This is a genomic window from Neolewinella xylanilytica (genome assembly GCF_002934605.1).
Taxonomy (GTDB): Bacteria; Bacteroidota; Bacteroidia; order Chitinophagales; family Saprospiraceae; genus Neolewinella; species Neolewinella xylanilytica.
In genome coordinates this window covers 1194006-1219169 of sequence record NZ_PTJC01000006.1, presented here as the reverse complement: position 1 = coordinate 1219169, position 25164 = coordinate 1194006, and the positions used below count along the sequence as shown (strand labels likewise).

At 57.1% G+C, this 25164-nt stretch carries 23 protein-coding genes and 1 tRNA gene; 10 read left to right on the top strand and 14 right to left on the bottom strand.

Annotated features, from left to right (window positions below; genetic code table 11):
- Positions 1-132 precede the first annotated feature (132 nt).
- Positions 133-453, bottom strand: a complete 321-nt coding sequence (locus tag CLV84_RS14410) for an ArsR/SmtB family transcription factor (RefSeq protein WP_104420478.1) — start codon at positions 451-453, stop codon at positions 133-135.
- A gap of 135 nt (positions 454-588) precedes the next feature.
- Positions 589-1524 carry a malate dehydrogenase gene (gene mdh, locus CLV84_RS14405; protein ID WP_104420477.1) on the bottom strand — a complete coding sequence of 312 codons (936 nt, stop codon included), beginning with the start codon at positions 1522-1524 and terminating at the stop codon, positions 589-591.
- 179 nt (positions 1525-1703) lie between these two features.
- Between mdh and CLV84_RS14400 the strand changes: the two genes are divergently transcribed.
- Positions 1704-3221: a zinc-dependent metalloprotease gene (locus CLV84_RS14400; protein WP_104420476.1), complete on the top strand. Its 1518-nt coding sequence runs from the start codon at positions 1704-1706 to the stop codon at positions 3219-3221.
- Positions 3222-3258: 37 nt separating this feature from the next.
- On the opposite strand, the gene CLV84_RS14395 is transcribed toward CLV84_RS14400, so the two are convergent.
- Genes CLV84_RS14395 through alr form a run of 3 tightly spaced genes read right to left on the bottom strand, consistent with a single transcriptional unit; the run spans position 3259 to position 8800 of the window.
- On the bottom strand, positions 3259-5412 hold the full coding sequence (locus CLV84_RS14395) for a S46 family peptidase (RefSeq protein ID WP_104420475.1): 2154 nt from the start codon (positions 5410-5412) through the stop codon (positions 3259-3261).
- A 10-nt stretch (positions 5413-5422) separates the two neighbouring features.
- Positions 5423-6370: an NAD(P)-dependent oxidoreductase gene (locus CLV84_RS14390; protein ID WP_104420474.1), complete on the bottom strand. Its 948-nt coding sequence runs from the start codon at positions 6368-6370 to the stop codon at positions 5423-5425.
- Between the two features lie 36 nt (positions 6371-6406).
- The gene (gene alr, locus CLV84_RS14385) at positions 6407-8800 is read right to left on the bottom strand and encodes an alanine racemase (protein WP_104420473.1); all 2394 of its coding nucleotides are present in this window, start codon (positions 8798-8800) and stop codon (positions 6407-6409) included.
- 29 nt (positions 8801-8829) lie between these two features.
- Between alr and CLV84_RS14380 the strand changes: the two genes are divergently transcribed.
- A complete protein-coding gene (locus CLV84_RS14380) occupies positions 8830-9552 on the top strand; it encodes a hypothetical protein (RefSeq protein WP_104420472.1) in 723 nt (240 codons plus the stop codon).
- Here CLV84_RS14380 and CLV84_RS14375 read toward each other — a convergent pair.
- Positions 9528-10316: a hypothetical protein gene (locus CLV84_RS14375; RefSeq protein WP_104420471.1), complete on the bottom strand. Its 789-nt coding sequence runs from the start codon at positions 10314-10316 to the stop codon at positions 9528-9530. The genes CLV84_RS14380 and CLV84_RS14375 overlap by 25 nt on opposite strands.
- A gap of 240 nt (positions 10317-10556) precedes the next feature.
- Between CLV84_RS14375 and CLV84_RS14370 the strand changes: the two genes are divergently transcribed.
- Both CLV84_RS14370 and dinB read left to right on the top strand, forming a co-directional pair.
- Positions 10557-10988 (top strand): hypothetical protein, encoded by a 432-nt coding sequence (locus tag CLV84_RS14370; RefSeq protein ID WP_104420470.1) that lies wholly within the window; start codon positions 10557-10559, stop codon positions 10986-10988.
- Complete coding sequence (gene dinB / locus CLV84_RS14365) at positions 10948-12060, top strand: DNA polymerase IV (protein WP_104420469.1); 1113 nt, start codon at positions 10948-10950, stop codon at positions 12058-12060. Before CLV84_RS14370 ends, dinB begins: the two co-directional genes overlap by 41 nt.
- 199 nt (positions 12061-12259) lie before the next feature.
- Here dinB and CLV84_RS14360 read toward each other — a convergent pair whose 3' ends face one another.
- From CLV84_RS14360 to CLV84_RS14350, 3 genes are all read right to left on the bottom strand, one after another.
- Complete coding sequence (locus CLV84_RS14360) at positions 12260-13081, bottom strand: methyltransferase domain-containing protein (RefSeq protein ID WP_104420468.1); 822 nt, start codon at positions 13079-13081, stop codon at positions 12260-12262.
- An 87-nt stretch (positions 13082-13168) separates the two neighbouring features.
- Positions 13169-13537: a hypothetical protein gene (locus CLV84_RS14355; protein ID WP_146088817.1), complete on the bottom strand. Its 369-nt coding sequence runs from the start codon at positions 13535-13537 to the stop codon at positions 13169-13171.
- Complete coding sequence (locus CLV84_RS14350; protein WP_104420466.1) at positions 13537-14631, bottom strand: vWA domain-containing protein; 1095 nt, start codon at positions 14629-14631, stop codon at positions 13537-13539. The genes CLV84_RS14355 and CLV84_RS14350 overlap by 1 nt, the downstream gene beginning before the upstream one ends.
- 267 nt (positions 14632-14898) lie before the next feature.
- On the opposite strand from CLV84_RS14350, the gene CLV84_RS14345 reads away from it, so the two are divergent.
- Entirely contained in the window at positions 14899-15570 is a 672-nt protein-coding gene (locus CLV84_RS14345; RefSeq protein ID WP_104420465.1) for a hypothetical protein, read from the top strand.
- On the opposite strand, the gene CLV84_RS14340 is transcribed toward CLV84_RS14345, so the two are convergent.
- The 4 genes from CLV84_RS14340 to rpsO all read right to left on the bottom strand — a co-directional run bounded on the left by CLV84_RS14340 (position 15559) and on the right by rpsO (position 17683).
- The gene (locus tag CLV84_RS14340; RefSeq protein ID WP_104420464.1) at positions 15559-16197 is read right to left on the bottom strand and encodes a uroporphyrinogen-III synthase; all 639 of its coding nucleotides are present in this window, start codon (positions 16195-16197) and stop codon (positions 15559-15561) included. The two genes, CLV84_RS14345 and CLV84_RS14340, sit on opposite strands and share 12 nt — an antisense overlap.
- Positions 16197-17153 (bottom strand): NYN domain-containing protein, encoded by a 957-nt coding sequence (locus tag CLV84_RS14335; protein ID WP_104420463.1) that lies wholly within the window; start codon positions 17151-17153, stop codon positions 16197-16199. Before CLV84_RS14335 ends, CLV84_RS14340 begins: the two co-directional genes overlap by 1 nt.
- Positions 17154-17247: 94 nt before the next feature.
- A tRNA-Lys gene (locus CLV84_RS14330) sits at positions 17248-17321 on the bottom strand.
- Positions 17322-17407: 86 nt separating this feature from the next.
- Positions 17408-17683 (bottom strand): 30S ribosomal protein S15, encoded by a 276-nt coding sequence (gene rpsO, locus CLV84_RS14325; RefSeq protein WP_406603341.1) that lies wholly within the window; start codon positions 17681-17683, stop codon positions 17408-17410.
- 144 nt (positions 17684-17827) lie between these two features.
- Between rpsO and CLV84_RS14320 the strand changes: the two genes are divergently transcribed.
- Both CLV84_RS14320 and CLV84_RS14315 read left to right on the top strand, forming a co-directional pair.
- Positions 17828-19267 carry an alpha/beta hydrolase gene (locus CLV84_RS14320; RefSeq protein ID WP_104420462.1) on the top strand — a complete coding sequence of 480 codons (1440 nt, stop codon included), beginning with the start codon at positions 17828-17830 and terminating at the stop codon, positions 19265-19267.
- A 21-nt stretch (positions 19268-19288) separates the two neighbouring features.
- Positions 19289-19738, top strand: a complete 450-nt coding sequence (locus tag CLV84_RS14315) for a GNAT family N-acetyltransferase (RefSeq protein WP_104420461.1) — start codon at positions 19289-19291, stop codon at positions 19736-19738.
- On the opposite strand, the gene CLV84_RS14310 is transcribed toward CLV84_RS14315, so the two are convergent.
- On the bottom strand, positions 19735-20733 hold the full coding sequence (locus tag CLV84_RS14310; RefSeq protein ID WP_104420460.1) for a polyprenyl synthetase family protein: 999 nt from the start codon (positions 20731-20733) through the stop codon (positions 19735-19737). The genes CLV84_RS14315 and CLV84_RS14310 overlap by 4 nt on opposite strands.
- Positions 20734-20994: 261 nt before the next feature.
- On the opposite strand from CLV84_RS14310, the gene CLV84_RS14305 reads away from it, so the two are divergent.
- The 3 genes from CLV84_RS14305 (at position 20995) to CLV84_RS14295 (ending at position 25138) form a co-directional block, all read left to right on the top strand.
- A complete protein-coding gene (locus tag CLV84_RS14305; protein WP_104420459.1) occupies positions 20995-21978 on the top strand; it encodes a YpdA family putative bacillithiol disulfide reductase in 984 nt (327 codons plus the stop codon).
- Between the two features lie 30 nt (positions 21979-22008).
- The gene (locus CLV84_RS14300; protein ID WP_104420458.1) at positions 22009-23367 is read left to right on the top strand and encodes a dihydrolipoyl dehydrogenase family protein; all 1359 of its coding nucleotides are present in this window, start codon (positions 22009-22011) and stop codon (positions 23365-23367) included.
- 109 nt (positions 23368-23476) lie between these two features.
- A complete protein-coding gene (locus CLV84_RS14295; RefSeq protein ID WP_104420457.1) occupies positions 23477-25138 on the top strand; it encodes a DNA polymerase/3'-5' exonuclease PolX in 1662 nt (553 codons plus the stop codon).
- Positions 25139-25164: the final 26 nt, after the last annotated feature.

Below are 25164 nucleotides of genomic sequence, written 5' to 3'. Positions count from 1 at the left end.
TAGAGGTTACTAAGGGACCGTTGACGCTGGCAGCGGGATGGTATTCCGTCGGACCTTCCATGGCGTGGACCTTCCCACCCCATCAGTATACCGAACTTGGACAACGATCCTTCTGTCCTGCACCCAAACTGCTTACATATTGCACTGGCAGTTCTCGAGGCATTCGATAATCAGGCTAACGTCCCGTTCTTTCAGGGAGTACATCACGGAGCGGCCGTCCCGTTTGGCACTCAGAATCCCCTTGAGCTTCATCGTCTGCAAGTGATGACTCACCAGTGACTGCTCCGATTCCAGGGCATCCGTAATGCTGGTGACACTGAGCCGGGGGTGCTGCTCCAGCAGATGGACGATCCCCAGCCGCAGGGGGTGGGCCACCGTCTTGAGGATGAAGGCGATGCGCTCCAGTTTCTCGGCTTCTTGTGGATTGATGACGGTAGGTTTGATCTGTTCCATGCTGGGGCGGGGTGAAAGAAGACTAGGCATACTATACAAGCATGGCACGGGTTGGGTTGACGCCGCCTGCCATAATGAACGAAGGACCGATGGGTGGCCCATCGATCCTTCGTTCATTCGAATGCAGGGATCCGACTAGCTGATGTCTAGTCCTTCGAACACCTCCATGACCTCCCGGACGTGGTCGGCGCTGGTATTCAGCAGGTCCATTTCCTGGTCATTCAGCTTCAGCTCGATGACCTGTACGATGCCCTCCCGGCCGAGTTTGACCGGTACGCCAAGGAAAAGGTCCTTCATGCCGTACTCGCCGTCGAGTTGAGCGCAGCAGGGGAAAATGCGGTTCTCATCCCGGATGATCGCACCGACCATCTGAGCGGCTGCAGCCCCCGGAGCGTACCAGGCCGAAGTGCCCATCAACTTAACGAGCTCTCCCCCACCCTTTTTGGTGCGGTCCACGATGGCGTCCAGATCCTCGTCGCTGATCATTTCCGTAACGGGGATACCGCTGACGGTCGTGTACCGCGGTAGCGGCACCATGGTGTCGCCGTGCCCGCCGAGCAGCATCGCCTGAATATCCTTCGGACTGACGTCGAGGGCGGTGGCCAGGAAAGCACGGTAGCGGGCCGTGTCCAGGATGCCCGCCATGCCGAAGACGCGGTTGCGGGGCAGGCCGCTCGCCTTATAGGCGGCGTGGGTCATGACATCCAGCGGGTTAGACACCACGATGATGATCGGATTCTTGCTGTGCTCCATGATGGAGCGCGTTACCATGGTAACGATCTTGGCGTTGGTCGAGATCAGGTCGTCGCGGCTCATACCGGGCTTACGGGGAATGCCGGCGGTGATGACGACAATGTCGCTATCGGCCGTATCGGCGTAGTTTTCCGTACCGGTCAGGCGGGTGCTATAGGAATCGATACTGGCTTGCTGCCAGGAATCCAGCGCTTTTCCGCGCGCCATATCCCCTTTGATATCGAGGACGACGATCTCCCGGACCAGATCCTGGTGCGCCAGGACGTTGGCAACGGTGGCACCTACGTTTCCGGCGCCGACTACGGTTACTTTACTCATATTTAGGGAAAGGTTTTTAGCGGTTTGCGGCGATCCAGCGCCATGGGTGTTACGGGATTGCCAAATTTTCGGATCGGCGAAAGTAGCCAAATTCTCTCGCTCCCGGACAAATGGCGGGGCTAAGACGGTTCACTGCCGTAAGGATAACTACTTTTACACTTATTCCTTAAAAGTTTCAGATGTCTGTACGTCTACCCTTACTCTTTGTTTTCTCTTTGGGTGCGTTTGTTTCGGTGTTCGCTCAGCGTACTCTACCGGAACAAGGTTGTGCCACCGTTGGTCGCTCGCCCTGGATCGATGCCTACCAATCGGGCAAAATCGCCCCGGCGCCAAAATCCCTGGAATTACAGTACGTACCGATCCGGCTAACCCTGCTGGGCGATGACGGTGGCCTCGGCTACGCAGACCCCGTTACCGTACTCAAGAGCTTCGAGCTACTGAACGAAGACTTCGCCAGGATCAACGTCCGCTTCTTCGTCGACGGCGATATCGACTACCTGAACAGCACGGCGTATTACGACCATGACTTTTCCACCGGAAATGAGCTAATGCGCACCTACAACCGTACCAATGCCGTCAATAATTACATCGTCGGCGGAGCAGCGGGAGCGTGTGGATATTACAACAGTGGGTCCGATGGAATCGTCCTTGACATCGACTGCATCAATGGCATTGACCGGACGTGGAGCCACGAGGTGGGCCACTACTTCGGTCTCCCGCATACCTTTTATGGCTGGGAGAGCATCGGCGACATCGCCAGCGTCGACGCTTTCGACCGGCCCGCTCCGGAAACCCTTACCATCAACAACAGAACCGTTAACGTTGAACGCGTCAATCAGAGCAACTGTGCCGAGGCGGCCGACGGGTTCTGCGATACCCCACCCGACTACCTCCCCGAACGCTGGCGGTGCGATGAATTCGGGTTTTACGCGGATAGCCTGCTGGACCCCGATTCCACCCGCTTCGCCGTTTCCGCCAAAAATATCATGAGCTATGCCTTCGACGGCTGCGTAGAGGAATTTTCTCCGGAGCAGATCACCGCTATGAACACCAACCTTGTCGGCCGCTCCGGGCTCACCAGCTCCGAGGTTCCGGCCCACGCCGCGGCCAGGAGTGAAGACCTGCAACTGCTCTCCCCCAGCCAGGGTGAGGTAGTGGACTACGCCAACGTCGTGGAATTAAAATGGAATAAGGTTCCTAACGCCGATTTCTATCTCGTACAGGTCAACATCACCTTCAATTTCGAAGGTTCGGTGACCTCTTCCTTCTTTACGTCAGATACCTCGGCCATCATCCGGGACATCCTGAATCCCGAAACGCGGTACTACTGGCGGGTACGCCCCATTAACCGCTACGACGTAAGCGGGGATTTCACCGCCCACAACAATTTCCGCAACGGCACGACCATCAGCACCGCGACCATCGATCCCGCATTGGACGCCGCGATTTCCGTCAGCCCCAACCCGGTTTCCAGTGGATCGCAGCTCCTCGTAGCCGGAAACCATCTTGGGCGGGGCAAGGTGGACCTGCAACTGTTCGACCCAACCGGACGGGTCGTGTACGAGCGCCAGGGATTGCAGATATCCGGAAGCCTATCCGCTGAAGTTCCGGTCGATGGCCTGTCTGCCGGCATCTACTTCCTCAAGCTATCGGTTAACGGCAAACTATTGACCAGGCGGATCGTCATCACCCCCTAGTTCTCGGCTCCCGCGCTCCGGCGCCCAACTTGTCTGGCTATTCGACTAGCGTCATTTCCTCCACCAGGTGGGGCGCCTGGCCGAATTTGTCGATGAGGAACAGGATGTACCGGATGTCTACCATGATGTTGCGACAGATACTCGGGTCGTAGTAGACGTCGGACATGGTGCTCTGCCAGGTACGGTCGAAGTTCAGCCCCACCAGTTGCCCTTTTCCATTGAGGGCGGGGCTGCCGCTGTTGCCGCCCGTGGTATGATTGGAGCCCAGCATGCAAACGGGCATCTTACCCTCTTCGGTCGCGTACCGACCGAAATCCTGTTGCTCGTATAATTCGATGAGTCGTTCGGGTACGTCGAATTCGTAGTCGCCCGGCACGTACTTTTCGATTACCCCGTCCAGGTAGGTCATGTAGTCATGAGCGTCGCCCTCCAATCCGGTAAAGCCTTCGAACTTACCGTAACTGACCCGGAGTGTCCCGTTGGCGTCCGGGTACAATTTGCGTTCGGGGAAGAAACGGAGTAGGCCGTCCATGTAAGTACGCTGTAATCCATTGATCCGGCCGGCGTATTCGTTATAAATGTCGATGACTTTTTGCTCGTTGAGCCCGTTGAGCTGGCGGACATATTGGAAAGCGCTGTCGCCCCGAATGGTATCGATGAAGCCCTGTGGGTCGTTTGCGAGCAGTTCCAGCATTCGGTCGCCACGCGTCAGGTAACTGAGATCGAACAGGCCGTCGATAAGGGTGTCGTAATCATCGGCAAATGCTAGCTGGTCCAGCACGTATCGGGCCTGGTGGTCGTCCGGAAGTTCCGTATAATATGCCTCCAGGAGGGCCCGGGCGACCTCCTTGTCCACCGACGGGCTGTAGCCGTCGTAAATTTCGCGGAGGTAGGTCAGTAAGCGGTCGCTACGCTGGCGGAAGGCTTCCGTACCGTTATTATCGGCCACGGCGAACTGGCCGTCCAGCATGTTGGCGATGCGGAACAGGTCAATGTTGTAGTTGAGTTCCCCGACGTAGGCCCGCGTTTTCTCCAGTTCGAGGCGATCGGTGTAGAGCGCACTTAACTTAGGAATCAGGTCGCCGTACTTTTCCAGCGCGGCGGGTTTCGCCGCCAGCCGATCCTGAAACTCCCGCTCCAGTTGCCGGCGCTGCCGCACCGCATTTACGGCCTCCACGCCCTGGCTTTCGCCGCGCCACTTCTTCCAGGCATTGGCGATGCGGGCCTGTTTGCTGGCGTAATCGATCCGAATCTGCTCGTTGCCCCGCATGGCGCTGTCAATGACAGCGAGGCTCCGGTCGCGCATCCCGATGCGGATGGGATTGATGATCTCGGTGCGCTGTTCCATGGCAACCGCCGGGAGATACTGCTCCGTCGTACCCGGGAATCCGAAGATCATGGAAAAATCTCCCGGATCGATGCCTGCGGTACTCACTTCGAGGTGGCGCTTCGGACGCATGGGCACGTTGGCGGCATCGTATTCTGCCGGGCTGCCGTCGGGGGCGGTGTAGATTCGGAATAGACTGAAGTCGCCGGTATGCCGGGGCCATTCCCAGTTGTCGGTGTCCGCTCCGAATTTGCCGATGGAGGAGGGCGGCGCCCCCACCAGGCGGACGTCGGGGTAGCTAATCGTACGGAAGGCGTAGTAGCGATTGCCCTCGTAAAAGGGTTTGACGAGCAGCTCCTCGTGAGCCGAGAGCGCTACGGATGCTTTCAGCGATGCCGTGTTGGCCTGAATGAGGCGCGCCCGTTCCTTCTCGGTAATCCCGTCGCCGATTCCCGCGAGAATTTGCGAAGTAACGTCCTCCATGGATTCGATGAAGGTGACGAACAGTCCCGGATTGGGCAGTTCCCGGGAGGTATCCATGGCCCAAAAGCCATCCTGTAGGTAATTTTGCTCTAAAGTGGAATGATCCTGAATGGCCCCGTAGCCGCAGTGGTGGTTGGTGAGTACCAGTCCGCGATCGCTGACGACCTCTCCCGTACAGAACCCGCCGAAGTGAACGATGGCGTCCTTGAGACTTCCTTCGTTAATGCTGTAAATGTCTTCGGCGCTGATTTCCATCCCCATGGCCTGCATTTCTTCCTCATTGAGGTTTTCGAGCAGTAGGGGCAACCACATCCCGCCGCCGGCACGGGCGGTTGACAGGGTTAGGAACAGGATCAGGGATGAAACGATTCGGACTAGCATGTAATCGGGCTTATAGGTCGGGAAAGGATTCGGTGATTTTGCGGTAGAGGGTCCGGGCGTGGCCTTCTTCGGCTTCCACGCTCCAACCGGCGATGTGGGGTGTCAGCACGGTGCGATCGCTGTTGCGGAGGTACTGAAAGGCTTCGGGAAGTTCGTCCGGTTGGAGCTGTACGAAGCTCTGCTCTTCGTATTCGTTGACGTCGAGGGCGGCACCCAGCACCCGGCCAGCCTGCATCGCTGCGACGAGATCCTCGGTCCGGACCACCAGCCCTCGGGCGGTGTTGATCAAATAAATAGGCTTACGGAAGGCGGCAAACCATTGGTGGTTAGCATAACCGTGATTGCCTTCCAGAAAGAGGTGCAAACTAACTACGTCGGCTTCCCGCTGCAATTCTTCCAGGCTAACCGATTGGGCGTAATCGTCGCCGTAGTCGGAACGGTACTTATCGTGGGTAATTACCCGGCAGCCGAAGCCACTGAGTCGGCGGGCGGTCATCTGTCCCATATTTCCGTAGCCGATCAGCCCGACGGTGAGGTACTGGAGCTCGGTTCCGACATTACCGCGCCGTACCCATTTTCCCGCCCGTACCTGGCGGTCGGCACGCCCCAAATGATTGAGCAACATGAGCAGCATGCCCACGGTGTGTTCCGCCACGGTGTGCTTGCTTCCTTCGGGGCTATTGAACACCTTGACGCCCCGCGCTTTGGCGTATTCCAGGTCGATGTGGTCGGTACCGACGCCCCAGCGGGCTACGAACCGCAGGCGCGGCAGGGCGGCATCGATCAGTTCCCGGTCGATATCGAAACGCGAGCGGATCATAATGCCATCGTAATCTCCGACCCGGGTCAGCGCTTCGGAACGATCGATAGTGTCGGCTACGGTTACCGTATGGCCTTCGGACTGCAGGCGTTCGCGGAGGTAGGGATGGGCGTCGCGGTCGAGAAAAAGCACGTTCATGGCAGCAAGGTAACAAGCCGCGAGCGGCACTAGGTTTTACTCGCCTACGTAAACGCGGTGTACGCGCTGACCGATGTTGGTAAGAATCTCATAAGGGATCGTGTGGGCGGCGGTAGCGAGCAATTCAATGGGATGGTCCGGCCCAAAAATGATTGCCTCGTCGCCGACTTTGACGTCGACGATCGCCGTGACGTCCACCGTACACATATCCATGCAGATCGCGCCTACGGTCGGAGCCAGTACGCCATTGATCCGGATGCCAAACCGGCCTTCCCCCGCTAGCCGGGGCAATCCGTCCGCATAGCCTATACTTAAAACGGCCAACCGGGCGGACGATTCCAGCTTGCCCCGGCGACCGTAACCGATCGTTTGCCCGGCATCGCGATCGCTGAGGGCCGTTACCGTAGTCGTCAGGGTAAGTGCGGGATGTAAATGCATTTGGAGGGTTTCGTCGCCAATCCCGTACAGGCCGATCCCGAGGCGCACCATGTCGTAAGCAGCCTGGGGAAAGCGGGAGATTCCGTTACTGTTGAGTGCATGTCTCCTAACTTCCGCGCCTCCGTTTTCCCGGTATTCCTCGTAAAGCTGGTCGAAGACTCGGAGCTGGTGATGGGTGTAGGCATCGTGGGCGGGATCTTCACTGGCTGCGAGGTGGGTAAAAAGGCTGCCGATGTTGGCAGCATCCAGCCCGTCATAATTGGAAAACAGGGCACGGAAATCGCTGGCCAAAAAGCCGAGCCGTCCCATTCCCGTATCCAGCTCGATGTGGGCCGGGAGGTTAAGGTTGGCGGCGTAACGCAATTGTTCCATGCGGTGAACGACCGGCTCCAGATCGTATTCCGCCAACATGGGATAGCTGTAGGCCTCCGCGTTGAGCACCATGATGGGAATCCTGATTCCACCGCGGCGTAGCTCTCTACCCTCTTCGGCGTAGGCCACGGCGAGGTAGTCCGCTCCGACGTCCTCCAGGACCCGGGCTACCGGCAGCGCCCCGCTTCCGTAGGCGGAAGCCTTCGCCATGACAATCACCTTGCACCCGTCCGGAACCCGCTTGGTGTAAGTGCGGTAGTTATGCTTCAGCGCCGCGAGGTCCACCTTCAGGATCGTCCGGTGCAATTGCTGACTCAGCATATCGGCAACCTGGTCTAACCCCTGGTAGCTGGCTCCCTTGACCAGCACCGTCTCCCGGTGAAAGCGTAAGCCGGGAATATCCTTCACCAGTTGGGCGACGGACGGATAGGACACGGCACCGGGAAAATCGTCCAACAAGTAAGCATGGCGATCGCCAACCAGCAGCAGGCGATCGATACGCCCCCTAAGCAGCTTGCGCAATTTTTGCTCCAGGTTTTCCAGGGGCTGGACGTGCCCCAGGATAAGGGTAATGGATTCGAAGGTATCCAGGGTTTCGGCAAAATCGATTGCCGCAGCGAGGGCGCTGAAATCATTGCTGTAGGAGTCGTTGATCACGTTTCCTCCATCGCGGCCCTGGCGATGCTCCAGGCGGTTTCCTAATGGAACGAGATGCCTCACCCTAGCCTGGATGTCTTTCCAATCAACGGCAAACAGCCGCGCCACCGTAGTGGCCGTACGGGCATTATCCAAGTAGACTGACGGCAAGTTTGGGTACTCAATACTCCATTCCTCTCCGTCTATACACAGGGCGGAGCGCCCTTCGCCCGACCAGGATACGATCTTCCCCTCCCCCACCCGCTCCTGGGCCAGGTAGCGAAAGTCCTCCGCTGCGTTGATAACCAATTGCCGTACTCCCTCGAAAAGCAGGAATTTTTCCCGGGCCAGGGCTTCCCGAGACGCAAAGTTCCCCTCGTGGGCGGAACCGATAGTCGTCAACACGCCATGCGTGGGCCGGACGATATCCCGTAGCCGTTCCATATCCCCCGGTTGGCTAATACCCACTTCAAAAATGGCTACTTCGTGCTTGCCCCGCAACTGCCAGACTGATAGGGGGACGCCGATGAGGGAGTTGAAGGACCGTGGACTCGCACATACCGAATACCTGGTTTCCATTAATTCGGTGAGCCAGTCCTTGACGATGGTCTTGCCATTACTCCCCGTGATGGCAATGACGGGAATGTCAAATTGTCGGCGATGATAACCGGCCAGTTGCCGTAAGACCTCCGAGGGATCATCTACCTGGGTGAACACGGGCCCCGGCAGCGATCCGGGAAGCCTCACGTCGGCTATCCCCGGCTCATATTCCTTGTAGGTTGCTTGGTTTACCACAAAGTGCCGAACGCCCATTCGTAAAAGTTGGGGGATAAACGCATGGCCGTCCCTACGTTCGCCACGGAGGGCGAAAAACAGCGCCTTATCCGGATTCCCTACCAGCCGACTGTCGATGACCAAGTCATAAGACTGATACTGACTATATAATCGGCCGATTGGATAGGGATAGGCTTCACTTTTCATCATCGCTACCTAAAGATTGTAAATTTGCGCGCATGCAAGTTCCCAAGATCAACGCTTTTGTCCGGCAGTTCACCGATTGGATGACTACCGAAGAAGCCCAAGAATACCTTCCCTACTGGGAAACGCAGGCAAATTGGCAGAACCACTTCAACGTAGAAGCGAAGGATCTGGCAGGAAGCTACGACCTGGCACTAGATAGCAAAACCAACCGCCGGCACTACCGGCGGGGCGGCTACGATCCTAAGCGAAGCATGCTGGCCATTATGGAATGGGAACCCGACTTTGTGCGGGATGCGTTCCGAGACTTGTTCAGCGAGGATCGAGACCTGGAAGGACGCATTCAACGCTTCGTTTTTTACATCAACGAGCTATTCAATCGCTACCGCGACGCCAAACCGAAAGCACGTATTCCCACCCATTACCACGACGATGATTACAACATGGTCTCCATCTACCTGATGGGCCAGTACCCGGAAAAGTATGCACCGTACTCTACCGATCTTCTGCAAACCATCTGCACGAATCTCGGGGCCAAAACCGTGCCGCCAGCGGCAGATTTTCCCCGTTATACCAAGCTGCTACAGACTTTGCAGCCATTCCTGAGCGACGATGAAATTACGACCAAGTATCAAGACGTGTTGCGGGACGTAGACTATCAGGGAGAAAGCGCACTCCTGATGTTCTGGTTCTTTAAATTCGTAGAACAGTCCGGAATGCCGGCCTCCGAAAATCAGGCCGCTACACGCTGGAGTTGACGGACAACCTCGCTATCCGCTGGCGCAGTAAACAGGCCCTCTCCCTTTCGGTCGTCCGTTACTTCCAGGTGCATAGCCATGGCGAATTCCCTTGCCAATTTCCCTAGCTCAAGCGAATACGGAATGCTGTACCCCTGGGCGGCGTAGTGATCGACGATGCCCGCCCGAACGCATTCGTAGGGGTCGTACCGTAGCAGGAGGTCGCGTACCCGATGACTGCGATTGAACGATTGGCCTCGACAGGTAAGGGCCTTACGGAGATCTTCCATGGTGGTGTTGACGACGTTATCCGCACGGAATTTATTCCAGAAATCCTGCGATCCGGTGCGCCGAATATAGGCCTGCAAATGCCGCTCCTCGGCGGCCACCTGACAGGAGATGCGGCTCATGGCGCGGGTTTGCTCCATGAGGTCCAGCGTCTCCGCGGTGGTGAGCTGTACCCGATCGGGATAGACGGCCTCCTCCTTGCTCAGCTTCGTGGCGATCGCCTGTTTAACTTTCGACTTCGTGCTGAGGGCGACCAGCCGGGCCATCTCCAAATTGAAATAGTACTCGTGAACGATGCCGACCTTGGTTTTGGGCGAGCGGGCGAAGTCTTTCAGCCCTTCGGGCTTCCGAATGCCATCGGCAAATTGGTAAACGTCGCGGATCCAATTGCGAACGTTAGCTTGGTAATGGTGATCCGCCAAACCGAGCGCTCGGTGCAACTCGGACGCCTTGACAACGCGGGTACCTTTTTTACTAATGCTAATCGATAAGTCCATTGTAGCAAGCTGCTGGTGGTTATACGAAAATAGGACTTGTTGGAACAACGTGCAAGTTTTAAACAATTTATTTGTAATTCTTTTGGTGATCTTGCCGCTATACCGCGCTAGAAGCGCCAATACAGCTTACTATGTCACCATATAATGAATACACATTTTCAACACAAGTACCGACGGCATCATCGCCCAAAATGAAATCAAACGATTCTCTTCACCGTACCTTTGTAAAAACATCGTTGTATGCGCACTCTGATAAAACTTATCCTGATCATGGTGGTGGGTTTGTTGGCCTACAATTTCTTCTACGGTACACTGGAGGAGCAGGAGCAAAGTCGGCTCATCGTTGACAAGGCAAAAGACCTCGGTTCGGATGCCTGGAATCTGCTCAAGACCGAGCGGGAAAAGATGCAGCAAGGGAAGTACGACGATGCGCTGGAGGAACTAGAGGACCTCTACGGCACTCTGCGCCAGGAGGCCCGGGAACTAAGTAACACCGACTTCACCCGGGAGCTGGAAAAACTAACCGATCGGAGAAGTGCTTTGGAAAAAACCCTCGATAAGGGGGGTGAACTGACCGACAGTGCCCAACGAGAACTGAAGAAGCTTGCGAAAGACACCGAGGACCTGATGCATGAAATGGAAGCGAAAAGTCAATCGGGAGCACCCCGGTAAGGCGCGAAAGATCATCCATATCGATATGGATGCGTTTTTCGCCAGCGTGGAGCAGCGGGACAATCCGGAATTACGCGGAAAGCCGATCGCCGTTGGGGGAAGTAAAATGCGCGGAGTGGTGGCCGCGGCTAGTTATGAAGCCCGGAAGTACGGCGTTCGATCTGCCATGCCTAGCGTGACCGCCAAGCGGCTGTGTCCGGACCTAATTTTTGTTAAGTCCAATTTCGATAAGTACCGCGAAGTCTCCGATCTAATTCGGGAGATATTCTATTCCTACACGGATCTGGTAGAGCCGTTGAGTCTGGACGAGGCCTACTTGGACGTAACGGAACCCAAAAGAGGTCCTGCCTCGGCTACCCTTATCGCACAGGCCATACGGGAGGAGATTGTAGCGGCTACCGAACTGACCGCTTCCGCCGGAATCAGTTTCAACAAATTCCTGGCTAAGGTGGCCAGCGACATCAATAAACCCAACGGCATGAAGGTGATCATGCCCGAGGATGCACCGGCTTTCCTGGCTGCTCTTCCGGTCGAGGATTTTCACGGGATCGGAAAAGTCACCGCTGCCCGCATGCACAAGATGGGCTACCGCACGGGTGGGGATTTGCGCAAGCTGTCGGAGATGGAAATGGCCCAGCGCTTCGGCAAGGTGGGACGACATTATTACCGCATCGTTCGCGCACTCGACGATCGCCCCGTCAATCCGAATCGCAACCGGAAAAGCGTCGGCGCGGAGCGCACCTATTCGGAAGACGTTAGCACGCTATCCGTCATGAAAGATAAGATCGACTGGCTAGCCGAAAAGGTCTTTCAGTACCTGGAGGGTCGCGACAATTTCGGCCGAACCGTTACCCTAAAAATGAAAAGCCCCGAATTCGTGATCCATACCCGGAGTCGCAGCTTCAGCGGCGAAATTCGAAAACTTCAGGATCTGAAGGAGATTGCCCACCAGCTCCTGACGGAGAACGTCGACGAGGTTCCGGTCGTCCGGTTGCTAGGACTAAGCGTCAGCAACTTGGAACGGGAAGGAGGAGAAGGGGTGCAGTTATTATTGCCTTTTGAGGAGGAGTAGCAGGTAGCGGGTTATTCTGACTATGTCCAAAAAACCGGCAAATCTTCCAATTCCTTGCTGACTTTCCGGTATCCACAGCGTGTTAACGCCCGGCTCTATCACCATACTAGAAGCGTAGCAACTCCCAATCCACCGCGACTAAAAGACTACCCCCTAAAAGACTACCTACTAAAAGACTACCCCCTAAAAGACTCCCCCCCTAACTATTCATTTTCTGAAACATCAAAATACCCCAATCCAGACAACCGTCCTCGGCGAGGCGAATGAAGTTTCTGTAGGTTTGAATACGGTCGTTGACAAAGCGTTCGCTGCTTTGCTCGACCAGTTTTTCTTTGTTGGCCTGGAGCGTATACAAGACTTTGGTGTAGTGATGTACCAGTTGGTCGGATAGCTCGACACTGTAGATTTGCTGCAGGAATCCTCGCTTGGCATCGCTGCCGTATTGCTCCTCGGTAATCAGTTCTTCCAACGGTAGCTTCTTGATCAGCTTCTCGGACTCCCCCTCACAGGTTTCGCTACGCATTAGTGCGCTGATGATCAGGCGCCCTTCGGGTTTGAGCACCCGGTGGATAGCGCGAAACGTTTCCCGCTTTTTGCCCGTAAGGCTGAACGCATCTTGCGCGATAACAAAGTCGAAAAAATCGGGATCGTAGGGCATATACTCCACGAAACCCTTCGCTACTTTAACTTTTTTGCTTAGTTCGAGCTCTTCTATCTTCCGCTCGTTGTATTCATTTTGCTTCTCATCATCGTTGAGGCACCAGACTTTGCACTTGTACTTTTCGGCGATGTAGCGGGCGGCACCGCCGAAACCGGACTGCACGACCAAGATCTTGGAGGCCCGCTTGATGCGTGGCAGCAGCTTGATCATGCGCTCGGTCGTTTTCCGATTTGCTTCGTGCAGACTCAAACTTTTGGGCCGATAAATACCGATGTGTAAATCATCTCCGCCCCAAACGTTATGATAAATGTGCTGACCTTTTTTCTCTTCGACAAACAGGGGATTGGGGTTGGTAGACATACGTACGGTTTACCAATTCCAACGTTGGTACACCTAATTTGTTCACAATTTGCTTAGCATACCGGGCAGCGTTGCCGCCGCGCCGCCTCAATCTCGCTTCGTTAGCTCCTGTTGCCATCCCCGCACTTCACCCAGCCGAAACCGGACGGGAAATTTGGTCGCTTCTTCAATGTCCAGTTCGAGGCGGCAAAAAAAGGCAAGATGAGGCTTGGTCGCGCTAAAATCAAAGGGGGCCGGCTGGGCGGTTTCGGCGAGAAACAAATAGGGCGATGGAACGCGGGAAACGGCCTGCTTCGGCAACAAAAACGGCTCCAGGGTATTCGTTCCCAACCAATCGCCTACCAGATTCACCCGTTCGATAGGAAGCAACGCTGCACCTGCGTCCGCGCCCCAATTTACCTGGGCCGTGACCACTCCGGTCCAGGATAACCACAATATCGCCAGGTAATTACGCATTACTTTTTCTTGTTACGCTTGTAATCGCGGAAAACGAAATCGCCCAGGCCTTGCAGCCCGCTATAGTATGCCTTACCGCCGTTGGTCTCCGTAAAGCTTTGCACGAACTGGACGAGGTAGGGGTCACGGGCGATCATGAAGGTGGTGACGGGAATGCTGATTTTTCGCAGCCGGGCCGCGAGGTTCAGGGTGCGATTGACGATGGTGCGGTCGAGTCCCATGCTGTTTTTGATGTACCGCTTGCCGCGTTTGATACAGGTGGGCTTACCGTCGGTGATCATGAAGATCTGTTTGTTAGGATTGCGGCGACGGCGCAGGATATCCATGGCGAGTTCGAGACCGGCTACCGTATTGGTGTGATAAGGCCCCACTTGCAGGTACGGAAGGTCCTTGATCTCCACCGGCCAGGCATCGTTTCCGAAGACGATGATGTCGAGGGTATCCTTGGGGAAGCGGGTGGTGATGTACTCGCTCAGCGCCATGGCGACCTTTTTGGCGGGGGTGATGCGGTCTTCCCCGTACAGAATCATGGAGTGGCTGATGTCGATCATCAGCACGGTCGACATCTGCGCCTGGTAGTGGGTTTCGTAAACTTCCAGGTCATTGGTGGTGAGCTTGAAGTCGTCGATACCGTTGTTGATCTGGGCGTTGCGAAGGCTTTCGCTGACGGCCATTTTATCGAGGGCGTCTCCGAATTCGAAGGGGCGGCGTTCGCTCGTCGTCTCGTCGCCGCGACCGCTGTAGCGGGTGCTGTGATTACCCCGCTTGGTTTTCTTTATTTCGCCAAAGATGTCTTTAAGGGCTTTCTGCCGCAGTTCGCCTTCCATCTTCGCCGTGGGCACGTAGCCGGGCGAGCCGGGGCCATCGCCGGGCTCGATATAATTTTTATCGATGAGCTCCTGGATAAAGTCGCCGATACTGTAGTCCTCGTTCGTGAGCTCGTACTGGCGGTCCAGGTTGGTCAGCCACTGTAGGGCTTCGCCGACGTTGCCGGAGGTATGGGTGAGGAGCTCCTGGAAAAGCTTGAGCAGCTTTTCGAAGGGGGTCTCGTCGTCTTGTCCGGGGATGTAGTTTGAAAATTTCCAGCCTATCATATTCTTGGAACAGGTGGCTTGGGGGATGGTTTTGGCGGCTGTCTCCGGACTGGGGGATTGGCTAGTGGTCGCGCGAGTTATGGTCGGACAAGTAGTCGTCGCGCGAATGGCCGTGGGGCGAAAAGTCGTCGCGCCACTACTCGTCGCGCCACTATTCGTCCGACGAGTAGTCGTCCGACCACTTCAGCTACCGACGACCTCCCAATTATTAACCTAGAGTTAACACTACTCTCACACCATGCGAGTGCGGGCCCTGTCTTTTGCGCCATGTACCACGAATCAGTTATCTACCACGTCTACAATCAGAGCATTAATTATGAATTGCTGTTCCGGGAGCACGGGAACTACCATTTTTTTCTGAATAAACTGAGGCGACACATTATGCCCCTGGCAGATATTCTGTGCTACTGCCTCATGCCCGATCATTTCCACCTGATGCTAAAGCCGAAAGCAGCAGGCTGCGCGCCCAGCCGTTGCGGCCGCTTCCTACGCGCGGACGAAGATGACACCGAGGTAAAATTCCAGCAGGAACTCAGTCACGCCTTCAAAATTGCGCTGAGCAGTTACGCGAAGGCCATCAACCGGCAGTACCGCCGCCGCGGCTCCCTCTTCCGTGCCAAGACGAAGGCCAAACCCGCCTACCACGCTTTTTATCCGGAGGCGGCGTCAATATCCGAACTGGAGTCCTTTACGCGCTTTATCCCCTACCTCCAAACCTGTTTCCACTACATCCACGACAACCCCACCAAGGCCAAGCTGGCAACGGACCCACTGGATTGGGAATTCTCCTCCGACCTCGATTATGCCGGATGGCGCGACTCGAACCTCTGCAACTTCGACGTAACCGAACGACTGCTCGGGATCGAACGCACGCCCGACAAAACGGGGCCCGGCGGTTCACCTTCCGGCAAGTACGCCTCCGGGCGGCTACCGCAGTAAGTCCACTAGCGCAGTCTCGGAAGCCACCGCAGGCCATTCGCAGGAGTAGCCCCGTTCGCGCAAGGCGGCCCCCGTACTCGGCCCAATCGCCAACACGCGGGCGCCGGAGCGCAGGTGAAAGTGATCCAGGTAAGCAGCCACGTTCAACGGGCTGGTAAATATGTAGGCGTCCGCGTCGATGGGCCCCGGGGGTGGAACCGGAACGTTGTCGTAACACACCGCATCCAATACCGTCGCCCGATCGGCCAGCTTCTTCTGAACGCTTAGCCGCGACTGTCGGGCACGGGGAAAAAACACCCTTCGGCCCGCGCTTACGGCAAGGAAATCGTCCGCCACCACGGCCGGGCTGCCCGCTCCGCAAAAGTCAACGGTTAGTGCGCGGTCCAGAAGGGCCTGGGCGGTACCGCTCCCGATCGCGGCGGTTTTCGTGTTTTTTGGGACCGAGGCTGCGGCAAACTGAACGGCCCTACTGCTGTAAAAGAACCACCAATCCGCAACCTCTGGCGGGTCGAACGCAACGGCCTCGAAGCGCAGAAAGGAATGGCCGTGAACGGATATGCCGCGGGCCCTTCCCCACGCCAGCAACGGACTGTCCGCCTTAAGGTTACGGCTGATGAAGACGGCCATTATTCCTGTTCGTAATCCTCGCCTTCCAGTTCACCGAGAAAGTACACTTCCTGGGCTACCAGTTTTCCCTTGCTGCTGTGGGTAAGGGTAAACTCTACGGGGTCACCCTCCAGCAGGTCCTCGAACCGGACATTCTTGACGTTACTATGGTGGAAGAACAGGTTATTGGGTGGGTAGGTAATAAAGCCATATCCTCCCTTCAGGCTGAAGATCTGACTCTCCATTACTTCTCCGATATCGCCCGTCACGGGTTCCTCGAAGGCAACCGGCTCGCTTTTCCGCTCTTCCTTTACCGTCTCCTTCTTCTTCTCCGAAACGAAAAGCTTATCTACCAGCTTCGCTTCGGCATCGCTGGAAGGGTGGTCGATGATGGATGACATAGCGAGGGGGTAGCTTGCTTCTGCCAGCAGATCCTGGCTTGTGCGGGTGATCATGCCACTGCCACTATCGGTGGTGAACTCGAAATCCCAACCCACGATCATGACCCGACAGCCCAGTCCGTTAAGCTTCCGAACCAACGGTACATAGTCTCCGTCACTGGCGATAAGCACCACCACGTCGAAGCGCCGCAACATCGTCTGCTCGAAGGCCTCCAGGGCGAACCAGACGTCGATCCCTTTCTCATGCCGCCGGCCATGGCTGGAACGCAGGGGCGAATAATGTGTGGTAACCCCACTGGACATGAGGATGTCGTCGAAAACCCGATCATAGTATAGCGCGCTTCCCCGCTGCTGCGCTTCGGTGGCGTTCAACCGCCCGCGGAAATAGTGGCTGTCTACGATTTTCGATCGAGAGCGGGCTATGCCTTCCTCCATCGCTACCCGGGCCTCGATGAACTCGTGCAGGCCGGTAATGCTGAGGCGACGACGCTGGGGATGATCGTAATTGTAGTAGTTGCTAACGTGAAGGAAGTAATTACCGTCGTAAAAGACGCCTATCTTGGTAAGTTGTGGCATTCTTATTAATCTATTCTATGAGCTAACGTCCACGACTGGGTGGAATATATGACAAAGCCCCATCCACGGCAAGCGTGAACGGGGCTTTAGAAAGTGAGCCCCCAGGGGCTCGAACCCTGGACCCCCTCATTAAAAGTGAGGTGCTCTAGCCAACTGAGCTAGGGGCTCTGGGGATGCCTTATTGCTAAGGCGACGCAAAGGTAAGCACGACTTCTCAACTTTTGCAAGCGTCGTGCAATATTCTTTGCCAAATGCTACTTGCGGATACCTAATTTGGTAATCAGCGAACGGTAGCCTTCAAGGTCTTTGCGCTTGAGGTAATTCAGCATCTTGCCCCGGCTACCTACCATCGAGAGTAGGGCTTTGCGGCTGCTGTGATCTTTCGGGTGCTCCCGCAAGTGGTCCGACAGGGCCTTGATGCGAAAGGTAAAGAGGGCGATCTGGCCCTCGGTGGATCCGGTATTCTGGGCGGATCCGCCGTATTCGGTGAAGATTTCGTCTTTCTTCTCCTGCGGAAGGTAAATGGGCATACTGTAGAGCCTTTAGTAAATAGCCGCCGAAGTAGGTCGGCTAATCAGTTAAAGCGAATAATTTCGGGCCGCAAAGGTAAGGGAAATATTTGAAATCCCTACATTCATGTTCACAATTTAATCCGGGTTACGGTTTTCCTGCTTATGAGACACCTCCTACTTGCTTCCCTCCTGTCACTGGCTTGCTCCTGCGCCCACGCCCAAACCTTAATTAGTACGGAACGCCAAAACGGTATTCCAGGGGCCATACTCGGGTTGTTTTTACCGATTACTCCTCAGTACGATGTCATCAATTACAAGGTACTGTACAAGACGACCGATGCGCTCGGTCGGCCGGACACCGCAAGTGGTCTGTTGTCCCTACCCGCGGAAACCAGCCTGGCGTTTCCCATGACGGCCTACATGCACGGTACCGCCGTTGACGAAACCATGGTGCCGAGTAACCCACAGACGCAGGAACGCTTCCTCGTCTACGCCCTGGCCACCAGCGGCTACATCACCGTGGCGCCCGACTACATCGGCCTCGGTGAAAGCGATGGCTTTCATCCTTACGTCCACGCAGAAAGTGAATCCAATTCCGGAAGAGACCTACTCCTAGCCGCCCGCCAGTTTCTTGACGAGGAGGAAATCCCCTACAACGACCAGCTCTTCGTCACCGGCTACAGTCAGGGAGGGCACGCCGCTCAGGCCCTCCAACGCGATCTGCAGGAGGACGAAGGCAACGACAGCCTGAACGTTACCGCCGGCGCCCACCTGTCCGGCCCCTACAGCATCAGCGAGGTGATGCGGCTGGCCACCCTCTCGAACGACCGCCCTACCCTGCCCGGCTACATCGTTTACACCTACGTCAGCTACAGCAACGTCTACGGCATTTACGACAGCCTCGGTCAGGCATTCGTATCCCCCTACCTGGAGGTGATCGATAGCTTCGACCAACAACTGATCGATGGCGAGCACTTTAACGCCCAACTCGACACCCTGCTGGTGGAGCGCGAGGAGCGGCTGATCGACATGTTTCAGGATTCCGTAGTGCAACAAATCATCGATAACGACTCCGAAAGCGCGATTATCCAGGCACTTCGGGCCAATGATACGTACGAGTGGGCCCCGGAAGTACCCACCTTGCTCTTCTACTGCACCGAAGACGAGCAGGTACCTGCGCAAAACGCTATCCTGGCCGATAGCGTGATGCGTGAACGGGGATCTACGACCGTAGTGCTGGAATCCGGCGGAGCGCTGGACCACGGCGGCTGTGTGGAACCGGCCGTAACCCGTGCCCTCGCCTTTTTCGAAACCTACGCCGAGCGGAATCCGGTTAGCACCCGCGGCGTCTACCTCGACCTGCCCGCCCTGCGCCTGAGCCCGAACCCACTTTCCCCCGGCGAGCAACTGCTGCTCACGGGCTTACCCCGGGAGCGGTACCGCTACACTTTGCTGGACCTGCAGGGGCGCAGCGTTCAAACCGGGGAGATCAACGAAGAGCAGTCGCTGACGATCGGCCACCGCCTCAGTTCGAGCATGTATCTGCTCCGGCTCGAAAGTTCGGAAGGCAACTACACGGCCCGCAAGGTGGTGGTTCGCTAGCTATACCCGTTCTTCGCGGCTATGAACGTACAGATTCGACAGGGAACGGCCGCCGACCTGCCCGCCGTCCATAAGCTGGTCGGTGAGCTGGCCGCTTACGTCCATGCCACCCCCCAGTTCACCGCTACGCAGGAAAATTACCGCGCCGACTTTGCTGACGGCTTCTTCCACATTATCGTAGCCGAAGACATGGCTACCCGGCAGGTCATCGGCATGTGCCTTTACAATTTCGTCTACAGCACCTGGAAAGGACGGATGATCTACCTGGAGGATTTTGTCCTGCAACCCGCTTACCGCCGCCAAGGGATCGGCCAGCGGCTGTGGGACGTACTAAAGGAGCGGGGGCGCGAACGCGGGTGCAAACTCCTCAAATGGCAGATCGTGGATTCCAATACCGAAGCGATGAAATTCTACGCCGCCCAGGATGCCGTCATCGAGGACAACTGGTACAATGGTAAGTTGACCCTTTAGCTGGCGCGCTGCAATAAGCCTTCGGCCACGGCGCGCAAAACCGCTTTCCAGCCGGAATCGCCGGTTACCGCCTCAAGGTGGTCGTAGGCATCCCGCTGAAAATCATCGCGTAGCTCGGCTACCAATTCGGGGATTCCCCGCAGCCGCATCATTTCGGTCACCCGGGCCACTTTCGGGGCCGGATCTTCGGGGGTATGGCTGAACCAGTGAACCAGTTCCTCCCGCTCCCCGGCGTCCAGGGCCTCGAGTGTTTTGATGTAGAGAAAGGTTTTCTTATTCCGAATGATGTCGTTTCCAGTCAGCTTACCGGTTTCCGCCCCCTCCCCAAAGGTATCCAGCAGGTCGTCGTGCAATTGAAAGGCAAGCCCGGTGAGCCGCCCGAAAGCGTATAAGTGGTCGGCATCCTCCTGCCCGGCCCCCGCGGCCAATGCGCCCATCTCCAGCGCGCCTCCGAGCAGGACGGCCGTTTTCAGCTCGATCATTCTCAGGTATTCCTCGATCGTGACGTGGTGCTTCCGTTCGAAATCCACGTCGAATTGCTGGCCCTCGCAAACCCCGGTGGCTACCCGGTTGAAGGTATTCAGAAGGACCGGAATTCGGGATGGATCGGCGCTTTCGGCCAAATGACCGTAAGCCTGGATCAGCATCAAGTCTCCGCTGAGGATCGCCGTATTCGTATCCCATTTGCGGTGCACGGTCGGCTGGCCACGCCGCAGCGGGCTCTCGTCCATAATGTCGTCGTGCAAAAGGGTGAAATTGTGAAACACCTCCACCGCCATCGCTACGGGCATACCGGCACGGAGCCCTTCGCCGTCGCCGAACATCCGGGCGGCGATGAGCGCCAGCAGCGGACGAACCCGTTTGCCCCCAATGGACAGGATGTATTCGATGGGTTCGTACAAGCCCCGCGGCTCCTTATCATCCTGGGCGTGCTGTAGCCGGTCCAGAAATCGTCGATGAAGGTCCTGTATCTGGGGTAGTTGGCGGTAGGGCATCCGGGGTTCAATGGCTTGGTTGGGCAAACATACAAAGCAGTCGGCAAGGCCAGGCCCGTTCCCGGCTGTAGCTTTCGGACCGGCCCTTCTCCCGGCTTCCGGCTCTCCTTTAGCGACACGAGAGATCGGCCGGAAACGGAATACGTGTGCGGTGGCTTGCGGCTGAACTATGTTAAGGCTTTTGCGTCCTAATACAGAACGGAGCGTCCGTCGGGATGGGCGACCATGGAAGATCCGAAATTCCGAACAAACACTTAGCTTATGGAAAATCCCCGCATGCTTGACCTGGTGATCATCGGCGGTGGCCCTTCCGGCATCAACGTAGGCATCAGTGCCGAGCGGGCCGGACTGGATTACGTCATCCTGGAAAAGGGCGTGATCGCCAACAGCCTGTTTCACTTTCCGGTAAACATGACCTTCTTCAGTACGTCCCTGAAGCTGGAAATCCAGAACACGCCCTTCATCAGCCATCGCGATAAGCCGACGCGCGCCGAAGCGCTGGAATATTACCGCCGGCTGGTGGGAAGCTTCAAACTCAACATTCGGCTTTACGAGGAGGTCCAGAAAATGGACACCCTGGACTCCGGATACCGGATCGCCACCAAAAAAACCACCTACGCGGCACGGAACGTCGTGGTTGCCACCGGTTTTTACGATACCCCCCGACTGATGAATATCCCCGGCGAAGACCTACCCAAAGTGCGGCATTACTACGATGATCCGCACGTGTACATCGGCCAGCGCGTGCTGGTGGTCGGCGCGGCCAACTCCGCCTGTGACGCGGCCCTGGAATGCTACCGCAAGGGGGCGGAGGTGACGATGGCCATCCGCGGCGGCGAAATCTACGACCGGGTCAAATACTGGATCAAGCCCGACATTGAAAACCGCATCAAGGAAGGATCGATCAAGGCCTACTTTCATACCACCACGGATGAGATCCGCCCCGACGAGGTGGTTCTTGGCACGCCGGATGGCCAAATTACCCTTCCGAACGACTTCGTACTGGCCATGACCGGCTACGAACCGAATTACCAACTCTTCGAACGACTCGGCCTGGCGATCGCAGAAGACGAAAGCTGCAAGCCCCTTTTCAACCCCGAAACCCTGGAAACTACCCTGCCCGGAGTCTACATGGCGGGAGTGGCGTGTGCCGGCCGGCAGACCAGCAAGCTGTTCATCGAAAATACCCGGGACCACGGCGATATTATCGTCGAAGGCATCACCCAACAACGGCAACTCGCGTAAACGACCCCAAACCCAAATTAACCCCAATACATGTCAGATAAGCAGTACGAAGTAATTGTTGTCGGCGCAGGATCTTCCGGCCAGTCGGTAGCCCTGGCGGCCGTCAAGGCGGGAAAATCCGCCGCCCTTATTGAAGGTCGTGCCTTTGGTGGCACTTGTCCCCTACGGGGCTGCGACCCGAAGCTCGTACTGCACGCCGCGGCCGAAGCCATGTACCGGGTCGAACGGCTTTTAGGCAAAGGGTTTACCGGCAAACCGGACTTCTCCTGGTCGGACCTGATGGAATGGAAGCGGGGGTTCACGGAGCCGGTCCCGGAAAGCAGCCGGGCCAAGATGCGGGATAACGGGATTGAAACCTACCAGGATTACGCCACCTTCATCGACTCCCACACCCTCGACGTGGGAGGAACGAGACTACGTGGAGAGATCATCGTACTTGCCACCGGCATGCGACCCGCTCCGCTGGATATTCCCGGTAACGAATACCTGCTGACCAGCGACGAATTCCTGGAAATGGACGACCTGCCCGCCGAAATGGTCGTTGTGGGCGGTGGCTATATCGGCACGGAAACGGCGCATATCGCTCACGCCCTGGGTTGTCAGGTTACCATGATCATCACCGAGGATGAGCCGCTGGACAAATTCGACCACGACCTGGCCGCCCTGCTCCGCCAAGCCGACGAAGACCGTGGCATCCAGTACCAGATCAACAGCAAGGCTACTGCGGTACGGAAAGCGGGCGACCGGTTTGAGGTGGACGTCGAGGATACGGCAGGCCAAACCACCACGCTCCGCACCGACAGGGTGATTCATTGCGCCGGGCGGGTGCCCAATACAAAGCGACTACAGCTAGATAAAGTCGGCATCGAAACCGATGAAAAGCAACGCATCAAGGTGGACGACGGCCTCCGTACCAACCTAGACCATGTCTATGCGCTCGGCGACTGCGCGGCTTCCGGCCTGCCCCTTACGCCGGTAGGAACGTACGCCGCCTCGGTACTCAACGATAACTTGTTTAAGGGGGCCACCCGTAAAGTGGATTACTACCCCATCCCTACGGTTGCCTTCGCCCTGCCGGGCATGGCCTCCGTTGGCATGACCGCCCGGGAGGCCGAGGCGTCGGACCGCAACCTGTCGGTGCACTATAAGGTAGCGAACGACTGGTTCCACGCCCGCCACCGCAACGCGGCCGTTTTCGCCTTCAAACTGATTGTCGACGATGACCGGGACGTACTGGTCGGAGCCCACCTCCTCGGCCCCGGAGCTACCGAGCTGATCAACCTACTTTACCTCGTTATTCGCCAGGAAATACCCACGTCGGAAATTAAACGGATGATCTTTGCCTATCCCACCGCCGCGTCGACCATCACCTCGATGCTGCGGGCTTAATGGGCTTGATCGCAACCGCAAAACTCGCCGACCCTGCCAATCTGTCACCTGACACATCCGATGTGTCACTACCTGACACATCGGATGTGTCAACCCTATCTTCGCGGCCATGACCAATCCCGAAATTGCCCGGCACTTCCACGAGCTCGGAAAATTGATGGAGCTGCACGGCGACAATCCGTTCAAGATCCGCTCGTACACCAATGCCTATAATAAGCTGCGCAAGGACGACCGCGACCTCGCCGCTATGTCGGAGGCCGAGTTGCAAAAACTCGAGGGCGTAGGCAAGGCCATTGCCGGCAAAATCCACGAGCTGGCCACCACCGGCAAAATGGAAACCCTGGAAAAGTGGCGGGCGAAAACCCCCGAAGGCGTCCGGGAAATGCTCGGGATCAGTGGTTTCGGGCCGAAGAAGGTGAAGGCGGTCTGGGACGGTCTGGGCGTGACCACCGTCGGGCAACTGCTCTACGCCATCAACGAAAACCGGCTCGTGGAGCTCAAGGGCTTCGGCCTCAAAACCCAGGAAAGCCTCAAGCACAAACTGGAGTTCCTGCAACGGAGCCGCGGCCGCTTCCTGTACCGCACCGCCGCCCTGGCCGCCGAGGCCCTGCTCGAGCAATTCACCACGCTCTTCCCGGAAGAGCGCTTCGAAGCCACGGGGGCACTGCGCCGGGCTTGTCCTACGGTGAAAGGACTAGACTTTTTGACGACCCTGGCACCCGCGCGCGCCGCCCAAATCCCCGGCTTCAACGTCAGCGCCAGCGACGAAAAAGCCACCGTAGGCGAAGTGGACGACCTGCCGCTGACGCTCTACCACTGCCAGCCCGAAAATTTCGGTAGCAAGCTCTTCCGGTACACCGGCAGCCCGGAGTTCCTGCAGGCCTTCATTGCGGCTTTTCCGGACACCGACTTCAGCGGGATAGCGGAGGAGGATGAGATTTTTCCGCGGACGCAGGTGCAACGCATTCCCCCGGAACTGCGGGAACAGGACTGGCCGCTCGCCCCCGCCCGGGAACACGCCCTGCCCGAGTTGGTGAAGGTCGAGGACCTGAAAGGCGTCATCCACAATCACACCACTTACAGCGACGGCATCCACTCGTTGCGACAAATGGTCGACGGAGCGCGGGAACGGGGCTACTCCTACATCCTGATCACCGACCACTCCCAGGCGGCCTTCTACGCGAACGGACTGCAACCCGAGCGGGTCCGGGAACAGTGGGCGGAGATCGATGCGATGAATGCGGAACTCCCGCAATTCCGGGTGCTGAAGGGCATCGAGTGCGACATCCTTTCGGACGGGAGCCTGGACTACGAGGCGGAATTGCTGGCCGGCTTCGACCTGGTGATCGCCTCGGTGCACACTAACCTGAACATGGACGAGGAGAAGGCCACCGACCGGCTGCTGCGGGCCATCGAAAACCCCTTCACCCACATCCTGGGCCACCCGACCGGTCGGCTGCTGCTGAGTCGGGAAGGCTACCCCATCGACCACCGGCGGGTCATCGACGCCTGTGCCGAACACGGGGTGGCCATCGAGCTGAACGCCAATCCCTACCGGCTCGACCTAGACTGGTCGTGGATCCCCTACGCCCGGGAACGGGGGGTGATGGTGAGCATTAACCCCGACGCGCACAGCATCGGCGGGCTCGACGACGTGCGCTGGGGAGTAGCGGCGGCCCGCAAGGGAGGACTTACGAAACGAGACTGTTTGAATGCCCTGACGCTGGATGAATTAATGTCGTGGGCGCGCAAGAACTTAACGAAACCTTAATCAGTTCATCGATTCCTTTTGGGATT